Source organism: Cryobacterium sp. Hz9, from assembly GCF_004402825.1.
Taxonomy (GTDB): Bacteria; Actinomycetota; Actinomycetes; order Actinomycetales; family Microbacteriaceae; genus Cryobacterium; species Cryobacterium gelidum.
The window spans coordinates 171,992-195,448 of record NZ_SOFC01000011.1; the positions used below are offsets into that span (position 1 = coordinate 171,992).

A 23,457-nucleotide genomic window follows, 5' to 3' on the forward strand; every position below is an offset into this window, starting at 1 on the left:
CCCGCGCCTTTGTCAGTTCACTTCAGCGCACCGGCACCCACGTGCCCTTGACTCGCTCGGTGACCAGGGACGCTCGCAGCTCGGCGACGACCCTCAGCTCGGCCACGACGTGGGCGCCGATCTGCAGGGCCGACGGGGCGTCATCCGCTGTGAAACGCACGATCACCCGGGGTGCGCCGGCAACGATCGACAGGTCGGAGGCCTCCACTGTGGTGAATTCTGCGGCTGCGGCTGCAGCCAGCGGCACGACCGAGGCTGGCGCGGTTCCCGGGTGCAGGGATTCGATACTCATGGTGACGCGATAAGAAGGCATGGTTTCAGGGTACGGGTACTGCTTTACTGAACGGGTCCTCATCACCCACGTTTGGAAACCCATGACCTACACAGCCACGATCGTCGCCCAAGTGCAGTCCACCAAACCCGATGCCCTCTGGGCTATCGCCACCGCCCTCAACACCCAGGTCGAGAACCAGACCGGCGCGAACGCATTCATCGCCCTGCCTGATGGCGGTCGGGTGGAAGTGGAAATCCCCAAGTTCGGCGAGAGCCTCCCGCTGACCATCGACGTGGTGGATGCACGCAGCCAGGGCGCGGCGCGGGCATCCGCTCAAAACATTCTGGACCTGCTCGAGCAGTCCACCGGCTGGCAGGTAGACCACCTGCACGACTGAAACGGATGCCCCGCCGCAACACTCAGATGCGCCGCTTAGGATCGATGATATGACTGAAATGACTGCCACCGCGCCGCGCATCACGATGTATGGAGCGGAGTGGTGTGGCGATTGTCGCCGGTCCAAGTCATTCCTTGACCGCCTCGAGGTGGACTACGACTACGTCGATCTGCTGCTCGTCGAGGACGGCGCCGACCGTGCCCGCGCCATCAGCGGCCGCACCAACATTCCCGTGATCGTGTTTCCCGACGACACCTACCTGGTCGAGCCGAGCGACGTCGAGGTGCGCATAAAGCTCACCCAGCTCGGCCGCATCAGCTGACCCACCTCGCCCCAGAGGGGCCCGCGGTGTTCGTGCTACTGTCAGAAATCGCAGATACCACCGGGGGCCGCACCATGCAAAAAACGCTCATGCCGTCGACGAGAGGCGTGCCTCTTTCGCTGTGGATCAGCGCGGTGTTCTTCGTGCTGTACAGCGCGCTGGGGGTCGCGGTCTGTCTCGAGGTACGCAACGATGCAGTGAACATACTCGCCCTGTTGACCGCGTCTCCGCTGATGTTCGTGGGCATGGTCATCGCCGTGGTCGACATCGTGCGTACCCGCAAACGCGGCAACGCCGCCCAGGCTTACGCCCGGCTGCAGTGGGTGGGCCTCGTCCTCATGGTCGCCGCGATGCCGCTGTGGATGGCTATCGCCATCGCGATCGCCTCGCTGCCCTAGCGTCCCCAGGGGAGGCCAGAAATTAGAAAGAGCTGAAAAACAGCCAACCCGGCCAGCAGTACGCAGAGCAAAAAACGCCTACTGCAGCCGTCAGCGGCGCACGATGGAACGTAGCAGACGTACGGCAACCGAGAGCGAGGCCATGTCGTCTTGTGCGAGCGAGTTGACCTCTTTGAACACGCTGCGAGCGCGGCCGAGCTGTTCTGCGTTGAGATCTTCCCAGGCGAGGAGGCGCTCCTCGGGCGCACCGGCAGCTGTTTCGTCGAGCACGGACCGGACCATGTCGGCGACGGTCGAATACAGGTCGTCGCGCAGTGCGGCGCGAGCAAGAGCCTGCCAGCGGTCCTTACGCGGAAGTTTGGTGATGCGCTCGAGCAGATTGTCGACACCGAATCGGTTGTAGACCGTGTAGTAGATGGCGGCGACCTCGGTGACCTGCACGTTTGCCCTGGCCGCGACCTTGGCCACGTCGAGCAGCGCGTACGCCTCGAACAGCTCAGACCAACGGCGGCCGAGATCGTCGGGCAGGCCCGACTCCCTGGCCCGTTCTTCCTGCATTTTCAGGCGCTGGAGGTCGGTTCCCTGCAGGTAATCGCCGAGGTGCTCGCGCATCAGCGCGATCTGGGGCTTGTACTTCGCGATCACCGCGGCGACGGGCAGGGAGCCGCCGTGGTTGACCTGCCAGCGCACCGCACGGTCGAGCAGACGGCGAATGTCGAGGTGAATGGCCGTCCACTTCGCGGTTGGGAACGACGACGGCAGCGCGTTGAGTTCGCCGACCATCGTGTCGAGATCGAAGATCTCGCGCAGGGCCACGAAGGCCCGTGCGATCGTCGCCTCATTGGCCGAGGTCTCTTCCATCGTGCGGAAGGCAAAGGTGATGCCGCCGAGGTTGATCATGTCGTTTGCCACGACGGTCGCGATGATCTCCCGGCGAAGCGGATGCGTGTCGAGCTCAGCATCGAAACGCTCCACCAGGTGGGTGGGAAAATACCGGCGCAGGGTGCTCCCGAACCACGGGTCATCGGCCAGATCGCTGTCGCGGAGCGCGGTGGCCAGCTCGATCTTGGCGTAGGCGGCCAGCACGCTCAGCTCGGGGCTGGTCAGCCCCTGGCCGCGATCGAGACGCTCCCGCAGCGTGGCCGTCGTCGGCAGGGCCTCCAATTCTCGCTGCAGACCACCCGATTTCTCGAGCCAGTTCATCAGGCGTTCGTAGCTCGGGCTCCAGATGTTCACGAGCACTCGGTCGTTGAGCAGCAGAATATTTTGGTCGACGTTGTCGACGAGAACGAGACGCCCGACCTCATCGGTCATCTCGGCGAGGAACTCGGCCCGCTCGGCTGGGTCAAGCTTGCCGGCGGCGACCATGCGGTCCACGAAGATTTTGATATTGACTTCGTGGTCGGAGCAGTCCACGCCGGCCGAGTTGTCGATCGCGTCGGTGTTGAGGATCACGCCGGCCAGCGCAGCTTCGATGCGCCCGAGCTGGGTGAAACCGAGATTGCCGCCTTCCCCGACGACCTTGACGCGCAGGTCTTTGCCGTCGACACGAATGCCGTCGTTGGCCTTGTCGCCGACCTGCGCGGCGGTTTCGCTGCTCTCCTTGACGTAGGTGCCGATGCCACCGTTGTAGAGCAGATCGGTGGGCGCCAGCAGAATTGCGCGCAGCAGCTCCGGCGGGCTCAACTGCGTGGTCGTCTCGGGCAGCCCGAGCACGGCCTGCACCTCGGCCGAGATGGGAACGACCTTGGCCTGGCGAGGAAAGACGCCACCGCCGGTGCTGATCAGGTCGGTCGCATAGTCGGCCCACGAGGAACGCGGAAGTTCAAACAGCCGGGCCCGCTCTGCGAAGGAACGCGCCGGGTCGGGGTTCGGGTCGAGAAAGATATGCCGATGGTCGAAGGCGGCGACCAGCTTGATGTGCTTCGACAGCAGCATGCCGTTGCCGAACACGTCGCCGGACATGTCGCCCACTCCAACGACGGTGAAGTCTTCGGTTTGAGTGTCAACGCCGAGTTCACTGAAGTGGCGTTTGACCGACTCCCAGGCGCCCTTGGCGGTGATGCCCATCTCTTTGTGGTCGTAGCCGACAGAGCCACCGGAGGCGAACGCATCACCGAGCCAGAAACCGTACTCGGCGGCCAGCCCGTTGGCGATGTCCGAGAACGACGCCGTACCCTTATCCGCTGCGACAACGAGGTAACTGTCGTCGTCGTCGTGCCGCACCACGCGGCGCGGTGCGAGGACATGCTCGCCATCGGCCTCGGCGACCAGGTTGTCGGTGAGGTCGAGCAGCCCACGAATAAAGGTTTTGTAACTCTCGATCCCCTCGGCCAGCCAGGCTGCACGGTCAACGCCGGGGTCGGGAAGCTTCTTGGCGAAGAACCCGCCCTTGGCGCCGGTCGGTACGATGACGGCGTTCTTGACCGTCTGCGCCTTGACCAGACCGAGCACCTCGGTGCGAAAGTCTTCTCGGCGGTCTGACCAGCGCAGCCCACCCCGGGCGACCTTGCCAAAGCGCAGATGCACGCCCTCGACGCGCGGCGAATAGACCCAGATCTCATACATGGGCTTGGGAGAGGGCATCTGCCCGATCTGTGACGGGTCGAGTTTGATGCTCAGATACGGCTTGTACTGAAAAAAGTTTGTGCGCAGGGACGCCTCGATCAGGGTGATGAGCGTGCGCAGCACGCGGTCGGCGTCGAGGGTGGCCACCTGCTCCATCGCGACCCGCAACTGTTCGCGCACGTCGGCGACGCGGAGCGTCCGCTCATCATCTGACAGGTCGGGGTCGAATCGGGCCTCGAACAGTGCGACCAGCCTGCTGGTGACGGCCGGGTTGGCGAGGAGAGCGTTCGCCACGAAGCCATACGAGTTGGTGTTGCCGATCTGGCGCAGATACTTGGCGTAACTGCGCAAAATGACCACGCGGTGCCAGGGTATGCCGTCTTGCAACACTAGGCGGTCGAGGGTGTCGGATTCGATGGCACCGCTGATGGCTGCGCCGAATGAGTCGGCCAGCAGCGCGCCGGTCGTAACCGGGTCGACACCGGCCGGGTAGTGCAAGCCGAGGTCGTACAGGTAGAAGCGGCGCCCGTCGGTGGTCTGAATCTCGAACGGCACCTCATCGAGCACCTCGAGCCCCAGATTCTGCAGAAACGGCAGAATCTGGCTGAGGCTTTTCGGTTCGGTCATATAGAGCTTGATGCGCGCGTCTTCGCCGGGGTCGCCGGACGTTTTCGGCAGGTATACGTGCAACCCGAGGCGAGCATGGGTCTCAGCGGATGCCCCGCCCTGCGCGGCGCAAGCCTCGAACCGCCCGATGTCTTCGAGGGCGTCGGGGATTTCGTAGTCGATCTGGTAGCTGTCGGGAAATGCGTCGGCCCAGACGTTCGACAGGTGCTCGGCTTCTTCGACCGAGTGTGTCTCGCGCAGTTCGTCGCTGATCCCCTGGGGCCACGACCGCACGGCCAGAGCCAGGCGGTGTTCCAGCGCCGCGGCATCGACAGAGTCGGCCGAGACGTCTTTGGGCAAGCGAATGCGATAGAAGAGGCGGGCGAGCGCCGATTCGGTCATACGCGCTTCGAAGTCGAGTGAATCCGAGCTGAACGTCTCCTGCAGTTCTTTCTCAATGCGCAGCCGCACGGTCGTGTTGTAGCGGTCACGGGGCAGGTAGACGAGCGCCGACATGAAACGGCCGTAAATGTCGGGCCGCAGGAACAGCCGGGTACGGCGACGCTCCTGCAGGCGCTGAATCGCGAGCGCCACGGCCACCAGTGCGGGCACCTCGATCTGGAACAGTTCGTCCCGCGGATAGGTTTCCATAATGCCGAGAAGATCTTTGCCGCTGTGCGACTCGGGCGGAAAACCAACCTCGGTCATGACGGCCTTGACCTTCTCGCGCAGCACCGGCACGGCGGTGACCGAGCTGGTGTAGGCGCTCGCAGCGAACAATCCGATGAAGCGCTGCTCGCCATTGACTTGGCCGGCGGCATCGAAACTCTTGATGCCAATGTAGTCGAAGTAGGCCGGACGGTGAACGGTGGACCGGGAGTTGGCCTTGGTGATCACGAGGGCCGCGCGCTCACGCGCTTTTTGACGGCCGGCATCCGTGAGGTGCTGGATCTGGTGGCGGTCGTCGGCGGAACGCAGCAGGCCGAGGCCGCTGCCTTCGATGAGCGTGAGCACGTCTTCGCCGTCAAGCGTCTCGAGGTTGTATTCGCGGTAGCCAAGAAAGGTGAAGTTGCCCTCGTCGAGCCAGTGCAGCAGTTGTTGGGTCTGCCGGAGGTCTGTGATCTGCTCGGCGTCGACGATGTTGTCGAGGGCCTTGGCGATCTGCATGGCCTTGGTACGCATGAGCGGCCAATCAGCGACGGCAGCGCGCACGTCTCCGAGAACGGCGGTCAGCCCATGAATGAGATTGGCCTGCGCGTCGTCGCTCGCGCTGTCAATCTCGATCGCGATCCACGATTCGAGGTGCGAGGCGTCATCACCGACGGCGATGAGGTGAGCGACGTTGGGCATTGCCGAGGTATCACCGCTGGAAACACCGGCGCTGGATCCACCGGCACTGGCCGGAATACGGTTGATGTCGACGAGGTCGTTCGTGGCTTTGTTGCGGGCGACGATGAGCAACGGGTGCACGACCAGGTGGATGGCCGAATGCTGGCGCACCAGTTCGGCCGTGACCGAGTCCACGAGAAAGGGCATGTCGTCGGTGACGATGTAGACGATGCTGCGACCGGATTCATTCTGAATCTCGACGGTCGCCGTTTTCGGCACCCGTCGCTGCGCGACCTGCCTATGGGCTCGCGCCCGGGCATCGAGAAGCTCCGGGGAGTAGTTCGCCGCATCTTCGTCTGTTAGATGCTCGTAGTAATCAACTACGAACGTTTCGAGCGTTGGGCCTAATGGGGATAGACCCGACGGGGACAGACCCGTTCGGGTGAAACCAGACGACATCGAAAAAACGCCTCCATCAAATTGCTCGTCGCGTGGATGCGGCTTGCTTACGCTCGTAAACTACCGGCACTCGCCGGCATTCCCGGGTGGGATACTGGCTCGGCGATGACCGGGTAGTCAACGAACAACACTCAGTCCACACTTAGCATTACGAAATACGTGTGCAGGGCTCCTGCGGCGGACACGTCGGTGTGCCTCGTCGACTCAAGCATGGAGTTCCCTTGCACGCCCATCGTAGCGCCGAGCGCTGCGCCCCGGTCGTGCCACCGCAGAACCTGCGGCCCGCTGCAACGAAACAGCCTGCGCATCGTCGATTCGGTCGTGACCGGGGCATAACGAACCTGAACGTGTCGCATTACCCCGCTTAGTACCACCCAACGGACTGCGAATGGGACCAGGCGGCGCACGGAGTTCCGTACGACGAGGCCTTGATGTAACCGAGGCCCCACCTGATCTGCGTGGTGGCGTTGGTCGCCCAGTCGTTACCGGCCGACGCCATCTTGCTCCCGGGGAGCGCCTGGGGAATTCCGGTCGCACCACTGCTCGAGTTCATGGCCGCGTAGTTCCAGCCCGATTCTTTCTGCCACAGCCGGTCGAGGCAGCTGAACTGATCCCCGCCCCAGCCGTATTGCGCGGCGGCCATCGAACGCGCCGTGGCACGAGCGCCCTCGACGCTGTTGCCTCCCGCGAGGGACTGCACACGATCGGCTTCGGCAGCGGCTTGAGCGGCCGCTTCGGCGGCGGCTGCTTCCGCGGCGGCAGCAGCAGCAGCGGCGGCAGCAGCCGCGGCCTCCGCAGCAGCCTCGGCGGCGACGCGGTCGACTTCGGCCGTGGCGGCAGCGACCGACGCGGTCTGAGTCTTCGCCTCGGCGGTGAGCGACTCCAGCCGGTCGGTCGGCAGGATTTCATAGCTGGCGAGCGAAGTGGCTACCGAGGTGAGGGCGGTGGCATCCACTTTGCTCTGGCTGGCAGCGATGACCACGTTGGCCGCGTCAAGAGCAGCCGATGCATTGTCGCGAGTGATTGCCTCACCGCGCATGGTGTAAACCTCGAGCTGGTCGCTCTCGCGGCCCGTGCTCTCGGTCAGTGCGGTCGTGGCGGCGATGCTGTCTTGCTTGGCATCGGCCGACTGGGCAGCGACTCCGCTGCCCACGACGAGGCCGGCAATAACGAGCACGGCACCTGTGGCAGCGGCAATCTCGTGCCGACGGGTGCGGGGTTTGCGGGGCGTACGGTGGCTTCGAGAGGCGAAGTGGCCATGGGGTAGTTCGGCGTTTTTTGGGCGCATGTCCTTAATCTGGCGCGAAGGATAGACGCTAGGTACGCCTGTTCGCTGGGTTGGTGAGCCCGTGCACTTCGGGGTGGCACGGGCAAGGCCGCCAGCATGGCCGGACTATTTGAATGAAACCTCACTATTTTCTTTGAAAGCCCTGACATTCGGTCGCGCGCGCTCTGACATGACATACTGTGCGATTACCTTAGTGCTGGTAGACCCCGTCAATGGAACGATACAGCTGATCAGAGCCGAATTATCTAAAAAATACAATCGGTGAGAGGGTGGCGTCTCGGCTAAAAAAAAGACTCAATAAATTTTGCGCGGGAAAGCCAGGAAGCGCCTCAGGGCGCGTCTTTCATGGACAACCTTGCCTGAGCGACCCAGACTGGGTCCACTGTCGCATTCACACTGTTGTATTCAAAGGAGAAGTCGTGACCGTACTCTCAGACGCCCAGGAACTTGCTGGCGACCTCACCGATCTGCGCCGCCGCCTGCACCAGGAACCGGAGCTCGGGCTGCACCTGCCGCGCACCCAGGAGAAGGTGCTCGAGGCGCTGAGCGGGCTTCCCTACGAAATCACCCTCGGCACCGACGCCACCTCGGTGACGGCGGTACTGCGCGGAACGGGCGGTGAGGCATCCGCTGTGCGGCCCGTGGTGTTGCTGCGCGGCGATATGGACGCGCTGCCGATTCAGGAGCACACCGGGCTTGACTTCAGCTCGCGCATCGACGGCGCTATGCACGCCTGCGGTCACGACCTGCACACAGCCATGCTCGCAGGTGCGGCGACCCTGCTCGCCCACCACCGCGACCGGCTCGTCGGAGACGTGGTGCTCATGTTCCAGCCGGGCGAGGAAGGCTTCGACGGAGCGGGGGTGATGATTCGCGAGGGCGTGCTCGACGCCGCTGGCCGCCGCGCCGACGCCGCCTACGGCTTGCACGTGATGTCGGCCGGCGCTCCCAACGGGCAGTTCATGAGTCGCACGGGCATCCTGATGTCGGCCAGCGATGGCCTCACAGTGACGGTGCACGGAGCGGGCGGGCACGGTTCTGCCCCGCACCAGGCGCAGGATCCGGTGACGGTGATCGCCGAGATGGTCACCGCGTTACAGGTGATGGTCACACGCCAGTTCGACATGTTCGACCCTGTGGTGCTCTCGGTCGGGGTGTTGCAGGCCGGCACCAAGCGCAATATCATTCCCGAGTCGGCGCGGCTGGAAGCGACAGTGCGGTCCTACACGGCGCAATCGCAGGCCAAGCTGCAACGCGTCGTGCCCCGACTGCTCGAGGGAATCGCCGCGGCGCACGGCCTCGAGGTGACCGTGGACTACGTCACCGAGTACCCGCTGACCATCACCGATGAGGGCGAAACCGGCCGAGCCGAACGGGTCGTGGGCGAGCTCTTCGGCGGCCAGCGATTCACCCGCATGATCAACCCGCTCAGCGGCTCCGAAGACTTTTCACGGGTGCTGGCAGAGGTGCCGGGAACTTTCGTGTTTCTCTCGGCGCTGCCGCGACAAGCGGATGCCGCCACCGCCGCTTTCAACCACTCCCCCGCGGCGACCTTCGACGACGACGTAATGGCAGACGGCGCAGCGTTGTACACCCAGCTGGCGTTGTCCCGGATGGCCGAGTTGGCCGTCTGACTCAAAACCGCCACAATGCTGTCAGGTCACGACCCGCTCCTCGCGGTGCTGCACACCTGTCAGGTGCGCCAGGGTGGATCAGCACTGGGGGTGTTGGCGCGGTGGGTGCGGGCGGGCCGCCAGGTTTGGGTCGGGTCCCAGAGCAATGGCCCCCGCACCTGGGGTCGGCCGTTGACCATGCGGATCTTCCACCCGACGGAGTCGATCGTGTGGTGGTGATACCAGCACAAAAGGGCTCCGTTGTCGATGTTGGTCGGCCCATTCTGCTGCCAGGGTGTGACGTGGTGCACCTCGCACCAGCGGGCGGGGATCGTGCAGCCGGGGATGATGCAGCCCTCATCGCGGGCGGCAATCGCAGCGCGTTGCTTGGGGGTGAAGCAGCGGATGGTGTTGCCGAGGTAGAGCACGTTGCCGTCGTCGCCGAGCAGTACTTGTTGATACCCACCGGCGCAGATGAGTTCGCTCACTCGGCGGAAGCTGATGGGGGCGTCGACGCCGTCGATCCAGCCGACGCCGCGGCCGCGTTCGAGGTCGACCGCGTTGATGTGCACCAGCACCGTCGGCGCGGCGCCGCCCATGGTCGGGGTCTGTGGGTCGCGCGCGGCAGATTCAAAGATCGAGCGAAGGATGTCAGCGCGTTTCTCCCCGCCGGTACGGCGGTCGCCGTCGAACCGGGTGTCGCCCGTGAATGGTTCGTCACTGAACGGCGCAGTGCCGGTGCCGGTGCCGGTGCCGGTGCCAGCACCAGGCTCGCCGTTGAGCAGTTCGGTCGGCACAAACCTGGGCGTGGTCGACCGCGCCGACAGGTAGGTGTCGAACAGGGTGTCCATGATGCCGCGCAGTTCTGGCGTGACGTCGGCGCGCAGCGGGTAGAGCCCGTTGCGCAGCAGCCCGAACGTCAGCGTGCTTTTCGCTTCGACGGCGTCGTCATTGGGGGCGGTGCCGTCGGGGTCGAGGCGTCCTTGCCACTCCAAGGCTTGGGCACGCAGCAGGTCCGGCGCGAAACGGATCCCCGCGCCGGGCAGCCCGGCTGTCTCCGCGGTGATCGCGCCGGTCGCCGAGGCGACGAGAGCGCGTTCGACCCGGTCGAGGTCGTCTTGCCCGACCCGACCGTGCAGGGCGCTGAGTGTGCTGGCGATGATCTCCGCCGACTCCCGCCCGAGGTCGCCACTGATCAGGCCGTCGGCAATGACCGGATATCGGGCGGGTACCGGCAAGCCAAGCGGCGTGCGTTCCACCGCGGTTTCGCCGAGCTTCAGACGCCGTTTGGCTTCGCGAGTGGAGATGCCGGCGAGTTGGCTGATGAAATCGACCCGGTTGCGGCATCCGTTTTTGTAGGCGAGCGAGCCGGTGCCGAGGTCGGTTTCGGCGCGGGCACCGATGTCGGTGGTGGCTCGAAGTCTGGCCCCATCAACCTTGCGACCCAGAGCTTCCAGGGCTGCCATTACCGCGATGGCTTCGGTGTCGTCGAGGTGACCAAACCGCACCCCGTCCAACGCTGCAGCCAGAATCGCACCGGCTTGGGCAATCGCCGCGACTCGGGAAGCCTCGGGTTCCGGCAGAGAGCCGGCTGCGGTGGGCGGGGCGGTGAGGGTCATGGCGACGGTGCCTCCTTCACCCACAATTTTACCTCGGATCGCTATTGAAAGCGAGAGAATCTCAAAATTCCTGTGAGATTTTATAGGAGTTGTCTACGACCTTCGAGGGCGGGCAAACGACCGATTCAACACCTACGAAGCAACCATTTGCCCGCTTGTGTGAGCAGCCACCGGGGCTTCGGGCCGGGAACAGGTGCAGGCCCCCGAAGGTGGGAGTGCGCACACCATGACTCAACAATACGTTCAGCTAGTCGTGGTTATGCGGCCGAAGGGGTCCCTTGTCTGCACAGCCCCGCCTTCGCGGTCCCCAATTCTCCACGCTCACCTGGATCATGCTCGGCGTGTCACTCGTGCTGTTGCTCGTGGCCGCGTCGACCGGCGGTTTCTCTGCCCTGTTCATGACGGCCAGCGCGATAGGCGCCCTCACCGCCATCTACGTCCTGGTCACCGGGCATCGATCCTGGGCCGTCATCCCAACACGAAAAGTTGCTGCCGTCGCGCTGGCCGGGGCAATCATTGTCGGCATCGTCGGATCGTCGCTGGTACCGGCATCCGTGGAGACAGATCTGGCGAGCACGAGTTCACAACCGACTGCGACGGCCATGCCTTCAGCGACGCTGAGCCCGACGCCAACTCCCTTGGCATTCACCGAGGAAGCGCCGGCCGACCCGGCTACCACTACGACGGCAGCGGAAGCCGCGAGCATCGTTCTCGCCGATACCGCGGCGACCGACACCACGGCCATCGCACTGCTGGCCACCCTGACGGTGAAGGGCCGCGCACCCAAGACTGGATACGATCGCAGCGGCAGCTTCGGCACAGCCTGGCTCGACGTCGACAAGAACGGCTGCGACACGCGTAACGACATCTTGGCTCGCGACCTCACCGGCACGGTGAAATCGGGAAACTGTCGCGTCATGACCGGCACGCTGCCCGGACCGTATACGGGAAAAAAGATTCATTTTGTGCGGGGAACCTCGACGTCGTCGCTCGTGCAGATCGACCATGTCGTGGCCCTGTCGAATGCGTGGCGGACCGGGGCTCAGCAGCTCAGCCAGGCCCAGCGGGTGTCGTTGGCCAACGACCCGCTCAACCTGCTGGCCGTTGATGGACGTACGAATTCCAGTAAGGGTGACGGCGACACGGCCACGTGGTTGCCACCGATGAAGGCGTACCGGTGCGCTTACGTTGCGCGGCAGATTTCGGTGAAGGCAACCTACGGGTTGTGGGTGACGCAGCCGGAGCACGACGCGATGACTCGGATTCTCACGGCCTGCCCCGACGAGCGGGCTACGACATCCGCTTTCGCGCCCGCTCCCGTGGTCGTGGCCCCCGTGGCCGTGGCGCCGGTTCCAGTCGCAGCTGTGCCGGTTCCGGTCGGTGTAGAACCGGCACCCGCACCAGCACCAGCACCAGCACCAGCAAGTGCGTACTACCAGAACTGTGACGCGGCACGAGCGGCGGGTGCGGCTCCGGTGCATGCAGGCGACGCTGGCTACGGACGGCACCTTGACCGGGACGGCGACGGAGTCGGCTGCGAGAGCTAGCCGAGACTGCGAGACACTACTAGTCGGCCGTCCGATGGCTCAGTAGCGGACTCCGCGCTCAAAGATGGTCCGCTGTAGTCCACCCCCAAACGGATGCCACCGCGCCGGGTAGTCGGGCTTTCTCATCGCTGCGTCGGGCAAGTACCCACGCGCTCAGAATCCGCGACGGCCCGCGAACAGCGCGTGCAGGAGCGGGGCGACCGACGCGACCATGAGTACTGTGCCGAGCACCGCGTCATCCGCTCGCAGAAGAACGCCGGCGATGAGCAGTGCGCCGAAGACGAGCGCCGAGACCGCTTGCCGGGTGGTGCGTTCAAGGCGGACGACCCGTTTCTCCAGTCCAGGGTTGGCGACGCCCACCGAGCCGTCTTCGACTCGGCTAATGAACTCATCGAGCCGCTTCGGCAGGCGAAAAGCGAGGCCGGCGGTATCCATCGCTCGTTTCGCGAAGTCCTGCACCAGGTTGCCGCTCTCGTCACGCAGCAACTGCGCCGCGTAGGGCTCGACAGAGTCCCAGAGGTTGAACGCGGGATTGAGCGAACTGGCCACCCCGGAGGTGAGAGACATCGCCCGAATGATGAGCAGAAAGTTTTCGGGCAATTGAAAGGGCAGCGAGCGCACAACATCGCCGAACTGCACCGCGAAGTCGCGGAACTCCCGCGGGTCGACCTCTCGCAGTTCTGCAAACCCCATGCCGCCGAAGCGGGCGAACAAGGTCGTCATCGCCCGTTCGAGCTCCGTCGTCTCCGCCGAAGGCAGGAGCACACCGACGTCGTTCATGGCGCTGACGAGGCCGCGGCCATCACGCGAGGCGGCTGCGATCAGCATCTTACGCAGTCCGGTGCGCGTGCTGGTATGAACCTCGCCCATCATTCCGAAGTCGATGAACGTCAGCTTCCACCCGCGTTCGATATCAGCGTCCGGGGTGACAAAGATGTTTCCGGGATGCGGATCAGCGTGAAAGAAGCCCTTGGTGAACATTTGGTCGAACATGACCTCCGCGAAGAGCGGGGCCACCTGTGCCGGATCGATGCCCGCCTTGTGCAGGGCCCCAACGTCGGTGATCTTGATCGCCGTCACGTCTTCGAGGGTGAGCACCTTGCGGGTGGTGCGCTCCCAGACGACGACGGGTACGCTCACCCGGTCGTCGTCGGGAAAGGCTGCCGCGAAGCGTTCAGAGCTGGCACCTTCGTGCAGATAGTCGATCTCTTCGAGGCTGGTCTGGGCGAATTCCTCGACGAGCGCGGGCATGTCGACCCGGTTGGAGACGAGTTTCACATGGCTGAGCCACCCACCCACCTTGCGCAGGGCGGCCAGGTCGACGTCGATAATCGCGTCGATGCCCGGGCGCTGCACCTTGATGATGACCCCGTCGAGCCCCGTGTCGGCAGTATCAAGCGCGGTCAGTCGGGCTCGGTGCGCCTGACCGAGCGATGCCGCCGCCACCGGCGTCTCGTCGACCGACATAAAGGCTCGCTCGAGCGGCATGCCCAGCTCCGCTTCGGCTGCTGCACGAATAGCGGCAAAGGCCACGGGGGCGACCTCGTCTTGCAGCCCCTCGAGTTCTTTGGTGATCTCGGGCGGCAGCACGTCGAGGCGCGAGGACATGAACTGCCCGACCTTGATCATGAGGCCACCGAGGTCGGACGCGAGCATGTGAAAACCCTTGGCGAAGCGTTGCATCCGTTTAGAACGTGTGCGCTCCGCGATTTTCACCAGCCCGATGCGGGGCAGGAACAACTCGAACCACCACGTTATGGCCAGATACCAGCTGGCGAAACGCAGAATGCGGCGGTAGCGGGCGCGCATGTTTCCTGCGCCCGAGTTCGAATCGTAGCTACCTCGACGAGCCAGTGGCACCCCGTCAGTCCTGGGCGAGGATCGAGTAGAGCTTGCGACGTGCGTCGTCGAGCACCATGACGGCCTGCTTGATCTGCTCCGGCGAGCCGGTGCGGCCAACCTGCGCCGCGGCCTGGGCAAGCTCGATCCCCGCTTTCGGCAATGCCGCATGGCCATGCCCGTGACCAGACGTCGACGCCGTAGTTTCCCACGGCGCGCTCATGTCAGCGTCAGCGACGGCGGCGCGACCCTCATCGGTCAGGGAGTAGATCTTGCGACCATTGGACTCCTCGGCGCTAATGAGGCCCTCGTCGGCCAACAGCTGCAGGGTCGGGTAGACCGAGCCGGCGCTGGGTTTCCAGCTACCGCCACTGCGCTCTTCGATTTCGTGGATGATCTGGTAGCCGTGCATCGACTGCTCAGCGAGCAGCGCGAGCACCGCCGTGCGCACCTCACCACGGCCGGCGCGGGTACCGGTCTGCTTTTCGAACCGCGAACGAAACTGCTCCATCGCCTGCCAGATGCCGTCCATGTTGCCAGCGTTGAACCCGCTTGTTGGATATGAATTGCCCATGATTGCCTCCTGTAAGTATTGCGAACGATATACAGCGATAGGTCAACGATACCCAGCGATGCCTTCGAGCGACACACTCAAACCGATGCTCAGGGCTGGCTCCCAGACAGCATCAATTTTAGCAATCACCGTCGACGAAGAGAAAGGCGTTCACGGTCTAGCGTTGAATCATGGAACACGCAACGCTGCCCCTCACGCACATCGCGGACATTCGGTCTGACGCCGCGGTTGAACCCGGTCGCCTCGGTCACAGCACGGTTCTCGCCTCCCCCGAGGTGCGCGTGGTCGTGCTCACCTTCGAAGCCGGTTTCGTGCTCAAGAAGCACTCAGCGCTCAAAATTCTGCTCATGCAGGCCCTGGATGGACGCCTGCGCGTCACGGCCAGCGGGCAGGTCACCGACCTGGTGCCCGGCGCCCTGCTCCGGCTCGATGCCGGCCTGGAGCACGAGGTCGAAGCGCTCGAGGAATCACGACTGATGCTCACCCTGATCGGGTAGAGATCCATCATGAAGACTCTCCTCAACGTCATCTGGCTCGTGCTCTCGGGCTTCTGGCTGTTCATCGGCTACATGGTGGCCGCGCTCATCATGTGCATACTCATCGTTACCATTCCCTGGGGAATCGCGGCGGCACGGATCGGCGTCTACGCGCTCTGGCCGTTCGGCAAGACCGTGGTTGAGACACCAAACGCGGGCGTCGCGTCGTTGCTCGGCAACGTCGTCTGGGTGGTGCTGGCTGGCTGGTGGATCGCCCTCGAGCACCTGCTCTCGGGTATCGCTCTCTGCATCACCATCATCGGCATCCCGTTCGGCATCGCCAACTTCAAGCTGATCCCGGTCGCGCTCATGCCGCTCGGCAAGCAGATCGTCGACACGCCGTAGCGCTTGCAGGGGTCAGACAGTCGGCACGGAGGCGCTGCGCGCGTGCGCGCGTGCTGCCATCCGTTTTGCGCGTGCACGTCGAAACAGAACGAGAAAGAGCGCGAGCGCCGCGGCACCAACGCCGCTGGCGACCCACATGTACCAGGTCTGCCCGGCCACGGCGAAGAGCACTGCGCCAGCCGTGACCACGAGAGCCAGAAAAGCGAGGGTGAGATAGCGGTCGTCGGCCCGCGCAAACGGATTCCGCAGCTCAAGTGGCGGCTGGGTGACGGGCTCCCAGACCACGATGAGGAACGTGGCGATGGGCCCGAGAAACAGAGAAAGCACGAACCAGGTCCAGCGCGAACGGTTCTTCTGTTCGGCCAGGCCCGCATTGACGAGGGCCAGCACGAACCAGCCGCCGCCGTTGAGCCACCAGCTGTTCTGTTGGGGAGCCTGGTTGACGATCTCGCTCACGAAGTTGTGCATACGTCATGCTCCCACGAATGGCGCGTGCCGACCTGCGCTATCTCACCGTCCTGCGTGCCTGCGATTTCGGTACCGGATGGGCCGAGTTACATGTAGACAAAAGGTATCCCCGGGTCGAAATCTTGCAGTCTGACGATCTGCTGCTGTCGAACGTCTTGGTAGCCCCGACCTCGCGTTCCGCGCGCCCCAGCAGCTTTCGCCCGACAATTGCGATCGGCGGCGAACGCACGCTCGTGCTCGTTGAGCAGACATCCGCTGTCGCGCCTGAACACCTCGGCCAGCTCGTGGGCCATGTCAGCCGTCAGGAACTCGACGGCATCGATGATGCCCCGCGTATCGCCCTGCAACTGGACTGATGACCAAGCCGCACACGACCCGTTCAGTGCGCAACCCGGTAGGGGACGTGCGTGACTAGTTGCCGCTCCACCGAGCGGATGTTCACACCTCTGATTCACGCCGGCCGCGTAGCCGTCTTCTGAGACCATCATGTCGCAGGTCACTGTCATGTCGAGCTCTCCTGTCTGCGTGGTCACCGCGATTTGACACCCAGATCAGGCTCCCGGCAAGTGGCGACCATTCACCGCGGCGTTCGCAACCGAATCGCACCCTTGGCGGACGACGGATCGACCACGACTCCGCCCTGTGTCATCTGTAATTCGCCGCGGGCGACCATGCGGCGTGCGGCGCGGCGGGCCGGCTCCATCAGGTCGCGCCATTCCTCGCCGCCGATGGCTCGCGCCGCGTCAGAGGGGCAGATCGTGGAATCGTGCGCCCGCGCCTGGAGCAGTGTCACGATGGTCGCTTCGAGCCGCAGGTCCGTTGCGTTGACGCCGTGTGACCGGCACGCTGCCGAGCAGTACTTCACCGAATCCCAGTTCTTGGCCCACTTCGCGCGCCACTCGATGCGCCGCCCACAGGACGCGCACGTCTTATCCGCCCGGGCAGCTGCGGGGTCGGCATCGGAGGGCTTTGGTTGACGGTGCGCCATGCCTTCTATCTTGCCGCGAGACCGGAGATAGTTGACATAGATTTCCGCATAAATGCTCCTCTCCACTCCGCGCAACTATTTGCTGGCAACCGGAGCAAGCGATCGCCGCATCGTGGTCTCGGTAAACGGACACGACGTTGCGGTGATCTCAAGGCCGTCGCCTAATCCGCCAGAATTCCACGGCCAACATTGCTTTCCGCTCAGCGCGAGGGTGGCGCCTAACCTGCGAGCGGGAGAACCTCCGGTCGTGGCTTCTGCTTTTCGTTCCATAGGTCGTAGGCAGTCTGCATTCCCAGCCAGAGTTCCGCGCTCGTCCCCAGAAGCAAGCCCAGCCGCACTGCCATGTCCGCGGTCACAGCGGAATGGCCATGGCGAATGCGGGACAGCGTCGCCCGCGTCACTCCGAGGCGCCGTGCGGCCTCGGCCAGACTGACATCCCCGAGATAGTCCTCGAAGAGCAGGCCAGGGTGAGGCGGGTTGTTCATTCCAGTCATCTTCGTTCCTTTCATTTCGATTTGGTTCAGTGGTAGTCGACATAGTCGAGGAGTACGACGTCAGCGTCCGCAAACAAGAAGGTCAGGCGCCAATTCCTCGAAACCCAAATCGCGAGGTGCTCGTGCACGTCGTGACCCGATTCGCCCTCTCCATGAAGCACATGCGGCCGCCAGGAGCGCGGTATGTCGTCAACCGACACAGCGTTGTCGAGAACGGCGAGTTGCCGTCGTAGCTTTGCAGCGTGATCCGGGCGGATTCCCGCCTTGCTGCCCGACGCGTAAAACCGCGCGAGTCCCTTGTGTCGAAACGACTTGATCACATCCTGACCGTACCCTCACACTATACGTATAGCAATAGCGTACGGATAGAATCCGATTCTGATCGGAACGGACACGACGTCGTGGTCGAACTCGAAGCCGTCGCCTTATCCGCAAAAACTCCGCGACCTAGAATGCCGGCGATCAACGCAGCGGAAACGCCCCCGTCAGCCGGGCGAGAGCGGCCTCCCCCACGATCGGGATTCCGTAGTCGCGGGCCTTGCGCGCCTTGCCCGAGAGGGAGTCCGGGTCGGCGGCAACGAGCAGCGTGACCTTCTTGGTCACCGCACTCTTCGGGGCGAAGCCGCGGGCCAGCAACTCTGATTCCCAGTCGCTGCGCAGTCGGTTCATGTCGCCGGTGAGTACGACGAGGTCACCGAGTTGCAGTTCAAAGTGCGCACTCGCCACCGAGACGTTGGCCTGCTCTGGCTGGTCGAGCGCAGCGTCCAGGGCATCCGCTGCAATGTCGAGCAGGTTGGCAACGTCGACGAGGTCGGCCATCTCATCCGTGGTGAGAATGCCGTCAGCCCAGGCGATGCGGGCCAGTGCGGCGAAATACTCGCCGTGCAGTACCTCGCAGCGGTGACGAACTCAGGGCGTCAGCGGTTGCGCCGGTACGGCGTGAACGGTTTGCGATACCCGACAACCGGCTTTACGACCGGCACCGACGGGCTGCCATCGAGGGAAAGTGCTGTCTTGCACCGCGGGTAGCGGCGGCAGCTGAGAAACGGGCCGCGCTTGCTAGTGCGCTCGACCATGAATCCGCGGCCGCACCGCGGGCAAACGATCGAGGGCAGCAGTTCGCCGATGGCGTTCGTGCGCAGCACACCCTGGTCGCGAATGAGTTCCATGACGAAGCGTGATTCGCGCTTGTCGATAGTGACCAGCAGCACGCTGCGCCGCGCGCGGGTCAGCGCCACATAAAACAGGCGACGCTCTTCGGCCTTCGGAAATTCTTCGGCTGCCGGCATGGCGAGGCGCAACACAGGGTCGTTCGGGATGGTGCTCGGGAACCCCCATTTTCCCGACACCAAGCCAGGAATAACGATGTAGTCGGCCTCGCCGCCTTTCGATGCGTGAATGGTCATGAACGAGATGTCGAGCAGATCCCGAAGGTGCTTGCAGCCGTCCAGATAGCTACTCTGGTGCCGATACCGACCGAGCACGAGCACCGACAGCTTGCGGCCAGGCACGCTGGGAATCGCGCCGTTCGCGACGTGGCTGTGCAGCGTGGTCAAACGATGACGGATGGCTGCTGCCACGGCATTATCGACTTCAACCGTCATAATCCCCACCGTCGGCGCATATTCGGCCGTCGAAGAGACGACGCTTTTGACGATCTGCACGGGGTTCTGCATGACGAAGGCGCTGGAGACATCCGCTATCGATTGCGAAAAACGAAAGGTGCGTTCGAGTCGCATGATGTCGCTCGGGCCGAACCAGCCTTCAAAGCCCGTCATGACCGACACATCGGCACCGGCGAAGCGGTTGATGCTCTGCCAGTCGTCGCCGACCGCGAATAGGTAGCGCCCGGGTGTGGCCACGAGCGCGCGCGCGAGGCGGGCACGGGCAAAGCTGGCGTCCTGAAATTCGTCGACCATCACGAGGTCGTACGGGCTGACCCAGTCTCCGTCTTCGAGATGTTGCGCCGAGAGCGTGAGCATGTCCTCGAAGTCGATGCAATCATCTGCTGCCAGTTTCTCGTCCCATTCCCGACGGATGGCCGCAAACAGTCTCAGAAACGATGCGTCGCGATAGCGCACCGGACCATGGGCTAATTCTGCGAGGCGAACGCTTAGCTGCTCATCGGTGAGGCAATTACTCTTCGCGTGGATAAGGAACGAACGAAAGGTGCCCAACAGGAGGGCATTCTCGACCGGCTTCTGGCCGACGGCAAGTCGGTCGGCGTCGGGCTGCAGCGAGATTCCCCGTTGGGTCAGCTCGGCTCCTAAACGAGTGAGGTCTCTTCCACTCCAGAGCTCGGACATCGTGGTTTCAAGCAGAGTGGTCCGGTTGGTGTGATGTATTTTGCGCTTCCACGCGACGCTCTCGAGATAGCCGTCAAAGGGCGACAACCCCTCCGCATCGATCGCCCAGTGCTCGTGATATGCGTTGATGGCCGGATAGTAGAAGTCCGGTCGGTACTGCACATGCTCGGAGTCAACGGTCTCGATTTCGTAGCGCTTCTCGTAGATGTAATCGACACCGTTGAAGAACAGCCAGTCAGCGATCATCCGCTCGCCAGCGCTTTTGACGGTTTCACCGCGGGACGTCTGAAACCCCTCATTGGCGTTGGCTTTCGTTCCGTCGTCATCAGGGTAGTCACGGGCCAGCACAGCGCGAAAGAAGTCCCACTCCGAGCGAAACATAACGTCGGTGGCGCGCAACCGGTCGACGATTAAACCGAGTTGTTCTATATCTTTACCGCCCTCGAGCCATGGAGCCAGAGACGGCTTCTTGCCGGTGGCCTGGCCGATAACATCGAGGCCGAAGGCATGAAATGTGCGGGCGACAACCTGCTCGGCATTGAGGCCCAGAGGTGAAAGCCGGTCGCGGGTGCGCTGCTGCAATTGTTTGGCTGCCGCCGAGTTGAAGGCGAGCATGAGTATCTTGTCGGCCGGAATGAGATTGCGGTGCAGCGCGTAGCCGGCTTTGGCAACCATGGTGGAAGTCTTGCCCGAGCCGGCGGCTGCGACGACCAGCATGCGGTTGTCAAAGCAGATCACCGCGCGGGTCTGTTCCGGGGTCAGCGGAGAGGATTCCACGTTGTCGAGGAATTCGCGGCACTCCTCAGTCTCAGACTCGAGATAGGTCTGGTTTTCACGTGCAACGACGTCATGCACGTCTTCCGCCCAGCGGGCAATGGTGTTGACGATGTCGACCGGCTGGACGGCAATATAGGGGTGCAAGGCTTTGTCGTCGAGCAGGTGGCTGAAGCCCACGGCGGTCTTGCGGTCCGCCCATTCGGTGCTGAATTCGGTGGTGATCCAGCCCGTGGTCTGCATATGTTCGGTGAGCGCGACAGTGAAGCCGTTTAGCCACAGCGTTGCCTGGTGGGCTGCCGCATCGAACTCGGCGATGAGCTGCCGAAGTTGCAGCGACTGCCGCGACGCCGTGAAAGCGTACTCAAACGCGGCAGCGTCTTTTGAACGGATGCCGCGGAGCCGGCTCACCCGTTCCCCCACCTGCAGCTCGATCTGGCTCCAGAACAGGCCGCGGGTGACAGTTACTGAGTGAAAGTCCTCAACCGAGCTCGCAATAGCGACACCGCCAATGGTGAGCGTGACGATTTCTTCGTGGAGGGCGAGTTGCCAGTCGCCGGAGCTGGCGAGCGCCTTGCCCCAGGCGGAAGGTCGCCAGGTCGGGAGTGCGTGTTTCGTCATCATTAATTCAGCAGCAGATGCACTACGCCGGGATAAGTCGTATTGCTTTGGTTCATGTTGCTGTCCTCTGTTTGCGGTCCGGCTCATCGGCACCGCGTACTAATAGTTCGCGGTCCACGCCTCGTCTTCATAGCGGTTCTGAGGCTTCAGGCCGGAATCGCCCGAACCCTTGGCGCACTTTGCACTGTAGCGACACATAGGGTTTGCTCGCGGCCCTCGGAAGGGGTCAATCGCGGGCGAACGGGGGGTGCAGAAACAGCAGCATCGCCCTATGGCACATTGCTAGCCTGGCGAAGGGGGAAATCATGGGCAAGTTCTTTGGGCCAATGGGCGGGATTGCGGTCGGTCGGCTATTTATTGATCGACGTGAATTGCATGAAGCGTTTGTTCACCGGCCCCTGCAGGCGGGAATTAGCGGTACTAAATCGGATGGCGCCGATTCCGTGGTCGTTTCTGGCGGCTATTCTGATGACGATGACCACGGCGACTACATCATTTACACGGGGCATGGTGGAAAAGATCCGAGTAGCAATCATCAGATCAAAGATCAGTCCATCGACGCCCCCGGGAACGCCGGACTGATCACAAGCTATGTGAACGCGCTGCCGGTGCGTGTCATACGCGGCAAACACAAGGCCTCACCGTTCGCCCCACCGGTCGGGTATCGATACTCCGGCCTATATCTTGTGACGCAATGGTGGCTCGAATCTGGTCAGGACGGTTTCGAGGTTGTTCGTTTTCGTCTCGAGCGCGTCGATGAGCAGCCGCAGCTTGAGCCCCAGGACGCAAACGTCCCGGATCCCGAATTTTCGACCACCATCGTTTCACGGCGCATACGCGATTCGGCGCTTGCCCGTGATGTGAAAAAATTATATGACTTTCATTGCCAAGTTTGCGACACGCAAGTGCCAACATTCGATGGCAGCACATACGCCGAAGGCGCTCACGTACGCCCCCTGGGCCGCCCACATGTTGGGCGCGACGCGTTAGAAAACATCCTGTGCCTTTGCCCAAATCACCACACGCAATTCGATTTTGGTGGGCTCGTGCTTTCGGACAACTTGGAGGCCGTTGAGACACACAACATGACCGTTATCTCGAATCTCGTCTTCCGAAAGAATCATGTCGTGAACATGGAAAACGTTCGATATCACCGTCAGTTATGGACTCCTGTGGCTCGATCGCTAACAAATGAACTTGCTGCCAGCTAGTCGTCCACGACTCCTCATGCCGCTGATCAATTACCCGCAGGCGAATGCAGCCGATGATTAGAGCGCAGCTATGAACATCTGAAACACCCCAGCGATGAAGGGCGGTCCAGTTATAACTAACATTGCCGTCAACAACACGATACGAAGGAGCTTCCAACCGGTGCTTCGTCCGCGCGCGGCCCGATACTCACGGTCGAGCGTGATGTACTGCGCCATCAGGTTCGACGTGTTCGGCAAGGCGGGTGTCGGCCAGGTCGGCGGCGCATCGACGATCGTCGCGAGCTCGACCAGATCGGTCTCGGCGAGGACTATCGGCCGTTTCAGCAGTCAGCGCCGCAAGTAATTTGCATCGAGAACATTTACCACGTCGGGCTTCTTCTTGATTGTGATCTGTCCCGGGCGGACCAGAGCGATCACAGCCTGCGCTGGCGGGAGCTGCGGCATCCGCTCTCGAAGCATTTTCGTCACGCGAGTGGCCTCGAATTTCGAGTTGCGGAGGTAGGGCTGCTTCTGGCCATTGACCGTTATCGACCGTTCGGCGATGCAGATCTTCTTGCCGCGGTGGTGTTTGGTGTTGATCGTGAAGATTCCGCCCGGGCCGAGCACGAGATGGTCAATATCGGCGTCGGCTTTGCCGATCGGAAGAGCGTGGAAAACTCTCCATTCGGGCGGGAGGCGGCCGAGAATCTTGCCGACCTCGATCTCACCCTGAGCGCCGAGGTACCAGGCGACGCTGTCGGCGGCCAGCGGGGAGTATCCCCAGAACCGAGCGAAACGCGAGCGTGGCGGCACAGCTTGTTGCTGGCGGAGCAACTCTTCGATGACCGATTGGCCGGCGATCTGATCGCGCATACCCGGTCCCTGTGGTGTCATGCATCCCC

The 23,457-nt window shown here is 63.1% G+C and carries 23 protein-coding genes; 10 read left to right on the forward strand and 13 right to left on the reverse strand.

Features of this window, described 5'->3' with window-relative positions:
• Positions 1 to 22: 22 nt before the first annotated feature.
• Positions 23 to 313: a hypothetical protein gene (locus E3N85_RS05125; protein ID WP_134460227.1), complete on the reverse strand. Its 291-nt coding sequence runs from the start codon at positions 311 to 313 to the stop codon at positions 23 to 25.
• A gap of 61 nt (positions 314 to 374) precedes the next feature.
• On the opposite strand from E3N85_RS05125, the gene E3N85_RS05130 reads away from it, so the two are divergent.
• From E3N85_RS05130 to E3N85_RS05140, 3 genes are all read left to right on the forward strand, one after another.
• On the forward strand, positions 375 to 671 hold the full coding sequence (locus tag E3N85_RS05130; RefSeq protein WP_134460230.1) for a hypothetical protein: 297 nt from the start codon (positions 375 to 377) through the stop codon (positions 669 to 671).
• A gap of 58 nt (positions 672 to 729) precedes the next feature.
• On the forward strand, positions 730 to 993 hold the full coding sequence (locus E3N85_RS05135) for a glutaredoxin family protein (RefSeq protein ID WP_370289104.1): 264 nt from the start codon (positions 730 to 732) through the stop codon (positions 991 to 993).
• A 107-nt stretch (positions 994 to 1,100) separates the two neighbouring features.
• Positions 1,101 to 1,391: a hypothetical protein gene (locus E3N85_RS05140; RefSeq protein ID WP_206751238.1), complete on the forward strand. Its 291-nt coding sequence runs from the start codon at positions 1,101 to 1,103 to the stop codon at positions 1,389 to 1,391.
• A gap of 90 nt (positions 1,392 to 1,481) precedes the next feature.
• Here E3N85_RS05140 and E3N85_RS05145 read toward each other — a convergent pair whose 3' ends face one another.
• A complete protein-coding gene (locus E3N85_RS05145; protein WP_134460239.1) occupies positions 1,482 to 6,353 on the reverse strand; it encodes an NAD-glutamate dehydrogenase in 4,872 nt (1,623 codons plus the stop codon).
• Positions 6,354 to 6,717: 364 nt separating this feature from the next.
• On the reverse strand, positions 6,718 to 7,641 hold the full coding sequence (locus E3N85_RS16230) for a phospholipase (protein ID WP_166783862.1): 924 nt from the start codon (positions 7,639 to 7,641) through the stop codon (positions 6,718 to 6,720).
• A gap of 419 nt (positions 7,642 to 8,060) precedes the next feature.
• Between E3N85_RS16230 and E3N85_RS05155 the strand changes: the two genes are divergently transcribed.
• Positions 8,061 to 9,275 carry a M20 family metallopeptidase gene (locus E3N85_RS05155; protein ID WP_134460241.1) on the forward strand — a complete coding sequence of 405 codons (1,215 nt, stop codon included), beginning with the start codon at positions 8,061 to 8,063 and terminating at the stop codon, positions 9,273 to 9,275.
• 59 nt (positions 9,276 to 9,334) lie between these two features.
• On the opposite strand, the gene E3N85_RS05160 is transcribed toward E3N85_RS05155, so the two are convergent.
• Positions 9,335 to 10,873 (reverse strand): HNH endonuclease signature motif containing protein, encoded by a 1,539-nt coding sequence (locus E3N85_RS05160; RefSeq protein ID WP_134460244.1) that lies wholly within the window; start codon positions 10,871 to 10,873, stop codon positions 9,335 to 9,337.
• Positions 10,874 to 11,151: 278 nt separating this feature from the next.
• On the opposite strand from E3N85_RS05160, the gene E3N85_RS05165 reads away from it, so the two are divergent.
• Positions 11,152 to 12,420, forward strand: a complete 1,269-nt coding sequence (locus E3N85_RS05165) for a DUF1524 domain-containing protein (protein ID WP_241978311.1) — start codon at positions 11,152 to 11,154, stop codon at positions 12,418 to 12,420.
• Positions 12,421 to 12,573: 153 nt separating this feature from the next.
• Here the strand turns inward: E3N85_RS05165 and E3N85_RS05170 are convergent, their stop codons facing one another.
• Both E3N85_RS05170 and E3N85_RS05175 read right to left on the reverse strand, forming a co-directional pair.
• Positions 12,574 to 14,229 (reverse strand): AarF/ABC1/UbiB kinase family protein, encoded by a 1,656-nt coding sequence (locus E3N85_RS05170; protein ID WP_134460247.1) that lies wholly within the window; start codon positions 14,227 to 14,229, stop codon positions 12,574 to 12,576.
• Between the two features lie 55 nt (positions 14,230 to 14,284).
• Positions 14,285 to 14,833, reverse strand: coding sequence for a PadR family transcriptional regulator (locus E3N85_RS05175; RefSeq protein ID WP_134460250.1), 549 nt, complete (start codon positions 14,831 to 14,833; stop codon positions 14,285 to 14,287).
• 170 nt (positions 14,834 to 15,003) lie between these two features.
• On the opposite strand from E3N85_RS05175, the gene E3N85_RS05180 reads away from it, so the two are divergent.
• Both E3N85_RS05180 and E3N85_RS05185 read left to right on the forward strand, forming a co-directional pair.
• Positions 15,004 to 15,330 carry a hypothetical protein gene (locus E3N85_RS05180; protein WP_134460253.1) on the forward strand — a complete coding sequence of 109 codons (327 nt, stop codon included), beginning with the start codon at positions 15,004 to 15,006 and terminating at the stop codon, positions 15,328 to 15,330.
• A 9-nt stretch (positions 15,331 to 15,339) separates the two neighbouring features.
• The gene (locus E3N85_RS05185; RefSeq protein ID WP_134460256.1) at positions 15,340 to 15,714 is read left to right on the forward strand and encodes a YccF domain-containing protein; all 375 of its coding nucleotides are present in this window, start codon (positions 15,340 to 15,342) and stop codon (positions 15,712 to 15,714) included.
• A gap of 12 nt (positions 15,715 to 15,726) precedes the next feature.
• Here E3N85_RS05185 and E3N85_RS16705 read toward each other — a convergent pair whose 3' ends face one another.
• Positions 15,727 to 16,182, reverse strand: a complete 456-nt coding sequence (locus E3N85_RS16705; protein ID WP_241978312.1) for a hypothetical protein — start codon at positions 16,180 to 16,182, stop codon at positions 15,727 to 15,729.
• A gap of 17 nt (positions 16,183 to 16,199) precedes the next feature.
• Between E3N85_RS16705 and E3N85_RS05195 the strand changes: the two genes are divergently transcribed.
• Positions 16,200 to 16,538, forward strand: a complete 339-nt coding sequence (locus E3N85_RS05195; protein WP_198412055.1) for a type II toxin-antitoxin system PemK/MazF family toxin — start codon at positions 16,200 to 16,202, stop codon at positions 16,536 to 16,538.
• A gap of 221 nt (positions 16,539 to 16,759) precedes the next feature.
• Here the strand turns inward: E3N85_RS05195 and E3N85_RS05200 are convergent, their stop codons facing one another.
• The 5 genes from E3N85_RS05200 to E3N85_RS05220 all read right to left on the reverse strand — a co-directional run bounded on the left by E3N85_RS05200 (position 16,760) and on the right by E3N85_RS05220 (position 21,368).
• Positions 16,760 to 17,170: a DUF2256 and DUF3253 domain-containing protein gene (locus E3N85_RS05200; protein ID WP_134460259.1), complete on the reverse strand. Its 411-nt coding sequence runs from the start codon at positions 17,168 to 17,170 to the stop codon at positions 16,760 to 16,762.
• 218 nt (positions 17,171 to 17,388) lie between these two features.
• Positions 17,389 to 17,664 (reverse strand): HigA family addiction module antitoxin, encoded by a 276-nt coding sequence (locus tag E3N85_RS05205; protein ID WP_134460262.1) that lies wholly within the window; start codon positions 17,662 to 17,664, stop codon positions 17,389 to 17,391.
• Between the two features lie 26 nt (positions 17,665 to 17,690).
• Positions 17,691 to 17,984, reverse strand: a complete 294-nt coding sequence (locus E3N85_RS05210; protein ID WP_134460265.1) for a type II toxin-antitoxin system RelE/ParE family toxin — start codon at positions 17,982 to 17,984, stop codon at positions 17,691 to 17,693.
• Between the two features lie 142 nt (positions 17,985 to 18,126).
• Positions 18,127 to 18,483, reverse strand: a complete 357-nt coding sequence (locus tag E3N85_RS05215) for a hypothetical protein (protein ID WP_134460268.1) — start codon at positions 18,481 to 18,483, stop codon at positions 18,127 to 18,129.
• A gap of 98 nt (positions 18,484 to 18,581) precedes the next feature.
• Positions 18,582 to 21,368, reverse strand: coding sequence for a UvrD-helicase domain-containing protein (locus E3N85_RS05220; protein ID WP_166783863.1), 2,787 nt, complete (start codon positions 21,366 to 21,368; stop codon positions 18,582 to 18,584).
• Positions 21,369 to 21,670: 302 nt separating this feature from the next.
• Between E3N85_RS05220 and E3N85_RS05225 the strand changes: the two genes are divergently transcribed.
• Both E3N85_RS05225 and E3N85_RS05230 read left to right on the forward strand, forming a co-directional pair.
• Positions 21,671 to 22,576, forward strand: coding sequence for a YDG/SRA domain-containing protein (locus E3N85_RS05225; protein ID WP_134460274.1), 906 nt, complete (start codon positions 21,671 to 21,673; stop codon positions 22,574 to 22,576).
• Between the two features lie 160 nt (positions 22,577 to 22,736).
• A complete protein-coding gene (locus E3N85_RS05230; protein ID WP_134460277.1) occupies positions 22,737 to 22,919 on the forward strand; it encodes a hypothetical protein in 183 nt (60 codons plus the stop codon).
• Here the strand turns inward: E3N85_RS05230 and E3N85_RS05235 are convergent.
• Positions 22,904 to 23,449 (reverse strand): nuclease-related domain-containing protein, encoded by a 546-nt coding sequence (locus E3N85_RS05235; protein ID WP_134460280.1) that lies wholly within the window; start codon positions 23,447 to 23,449, stop codon positions 22,904 to 22,906. The genes E3N85_RS05230 and E3N85_RS05235 overlap by 16 nt on opposite strands.
• Between the last annotated feature and the right edge of the window lie 8 nt (positions 23,450 to 23,457).

What these genes read in the sequence shown, in the direction of transcription:
- E3N85_RS05185 (WP_134460256.1), top strand. Translation starts at nt 15,340, where the DNA reads ATGAAGACTCTCCTCAACGTCATCTGGCTCGTGCTCTCGGGCTTCTGG.
- E3N85_RS05180 (WP_134460253.1), top strand. Translation starts at nt 15,004, where the DNA reads ATGGAACACGCAACGCTGCCCCTCACGCACATCGCGGACATTCGGTCT.
- E3N85_RS05220 (WP_166783863.1), bottom strand. Translation starts at nt 21,368, where the DNA reads ATGATGACGAAACACGCACTCCCGACCTGGCGACCTTCCGCCTGGGGC.
- E3N85_RS05215 (WP_134460268.1), bottom strand. Translation starts at nt 18,483, where the DNA reads ATGGCCGACCTCGTCGACGTTGCCAACCTGCTCGACATTGCAGCGGAT.
- E3N85_RS16230 (WP_166783862.1), bottom strand. Translation starts at nt 7,641, where the DNA reads ATGCGCCCAAAAAACGCCGAACTACCCCATGGCCACTTCGCCTCTCGA.
- E3N85_RS05235 (WP_134460280.1), bottom strand. Translation starts at nt 23,449, where the DNA reads ATGACACCACAGGGACCGGGTATGCGCGATCAGATCGCCGGCCAATCG.
- E3N85_RS05125 (WP_134460227.1), bottom strand. Translation starts at nt 313, where the DNA reads ATGCCTTCTTATCGCGTCACCATGAGTATCGAATCCCTGCACCCGGGA.
- E3N85_RS05225 (WP_134460274.1), top strand. Translation starts at nt 21,671, where the DNA reads ATGGGCAAGTTCTTTGGGCCAATGGGCGGGATTGCGGTCGGTCGGCTA.
- E3N85_RS05205 (WP_134460262.1), bottom strand. Translation starts at nt 17,664, where the DNA reads ATGACTGGAATGAACAACCCGCCTCACCCTGGCCTGCTCTTCGAGGAC.
- E3N85_RS05130 (WP_134460230.1), top strand. Translation starts at nt 375, where the DNA reads ATGACCTACACAGCCACGATCGTCGCCCAAGTGCAGTCCACCAAACCC.
- E3N85_RS05135 (WP_370289104.1), top strand. Translation starts at nt 730, where the DNA reads ATGACTGCCACCGCGCCGCGCATCACGATGTATGGAGCGGAGTGGTGT.
- E3N85_RS05195 (WP_198412055.1), top strand. Translation starts at nt 16,200, where the DNA reads ATGGCGCGTGCCGACCTGCGCTATCTCACCGTCCTGCGTGCCTGCGAT.
- E3N85_RS05175 (WP_134460250.1), bottom strand. Translation starts at nt 14,833, where the DNA reads ATGGGCAATTCATATCCAACAAGCGGGTTCAACGCTGGCAACATGGAC.
- E3N85_RS16705 (WP_241978312.1), bottom strand. Translation starts at nt 16,182, where the DNA reads ATGCACAACTTCGTGAGCGAGATCGTCAACCAGGCTCCCCAACAGAAC.
- E3N85_RS05160 (WP_134460244.1), bottom strand. Translation starts at nt 10,873, where the DNA reads ATGACCCTCACCGCCCCGCCCACCGCAGCCGGCTCTCTGCCGGAACCC.
- E3N85_RS05200 (WP_134460259.1), bottom strand. Translation starts at nt 17,170, where the DNA reads ATGGCGCACCGTCAACCAAAGCCCTCCGATGCCGACCCCGCAGCTGCC.
- E3N85_RS05145 (WP_134460239.1), bottom strand. Translation starts at nt 6,353, where the DNA reads ATGTCGTCTGGTTTCACCCGAACGGGTCTGTCCCCGTCGGGTCTATCC.
- E3N85_RS05170 (WP_134460247.1), bottom strand. Translation starts at nt 14,229, where the DNA reads ATGCGCGCCCGCTACCGCCGCATTCTGCGTTTCGCCAGCTGGTATCTG.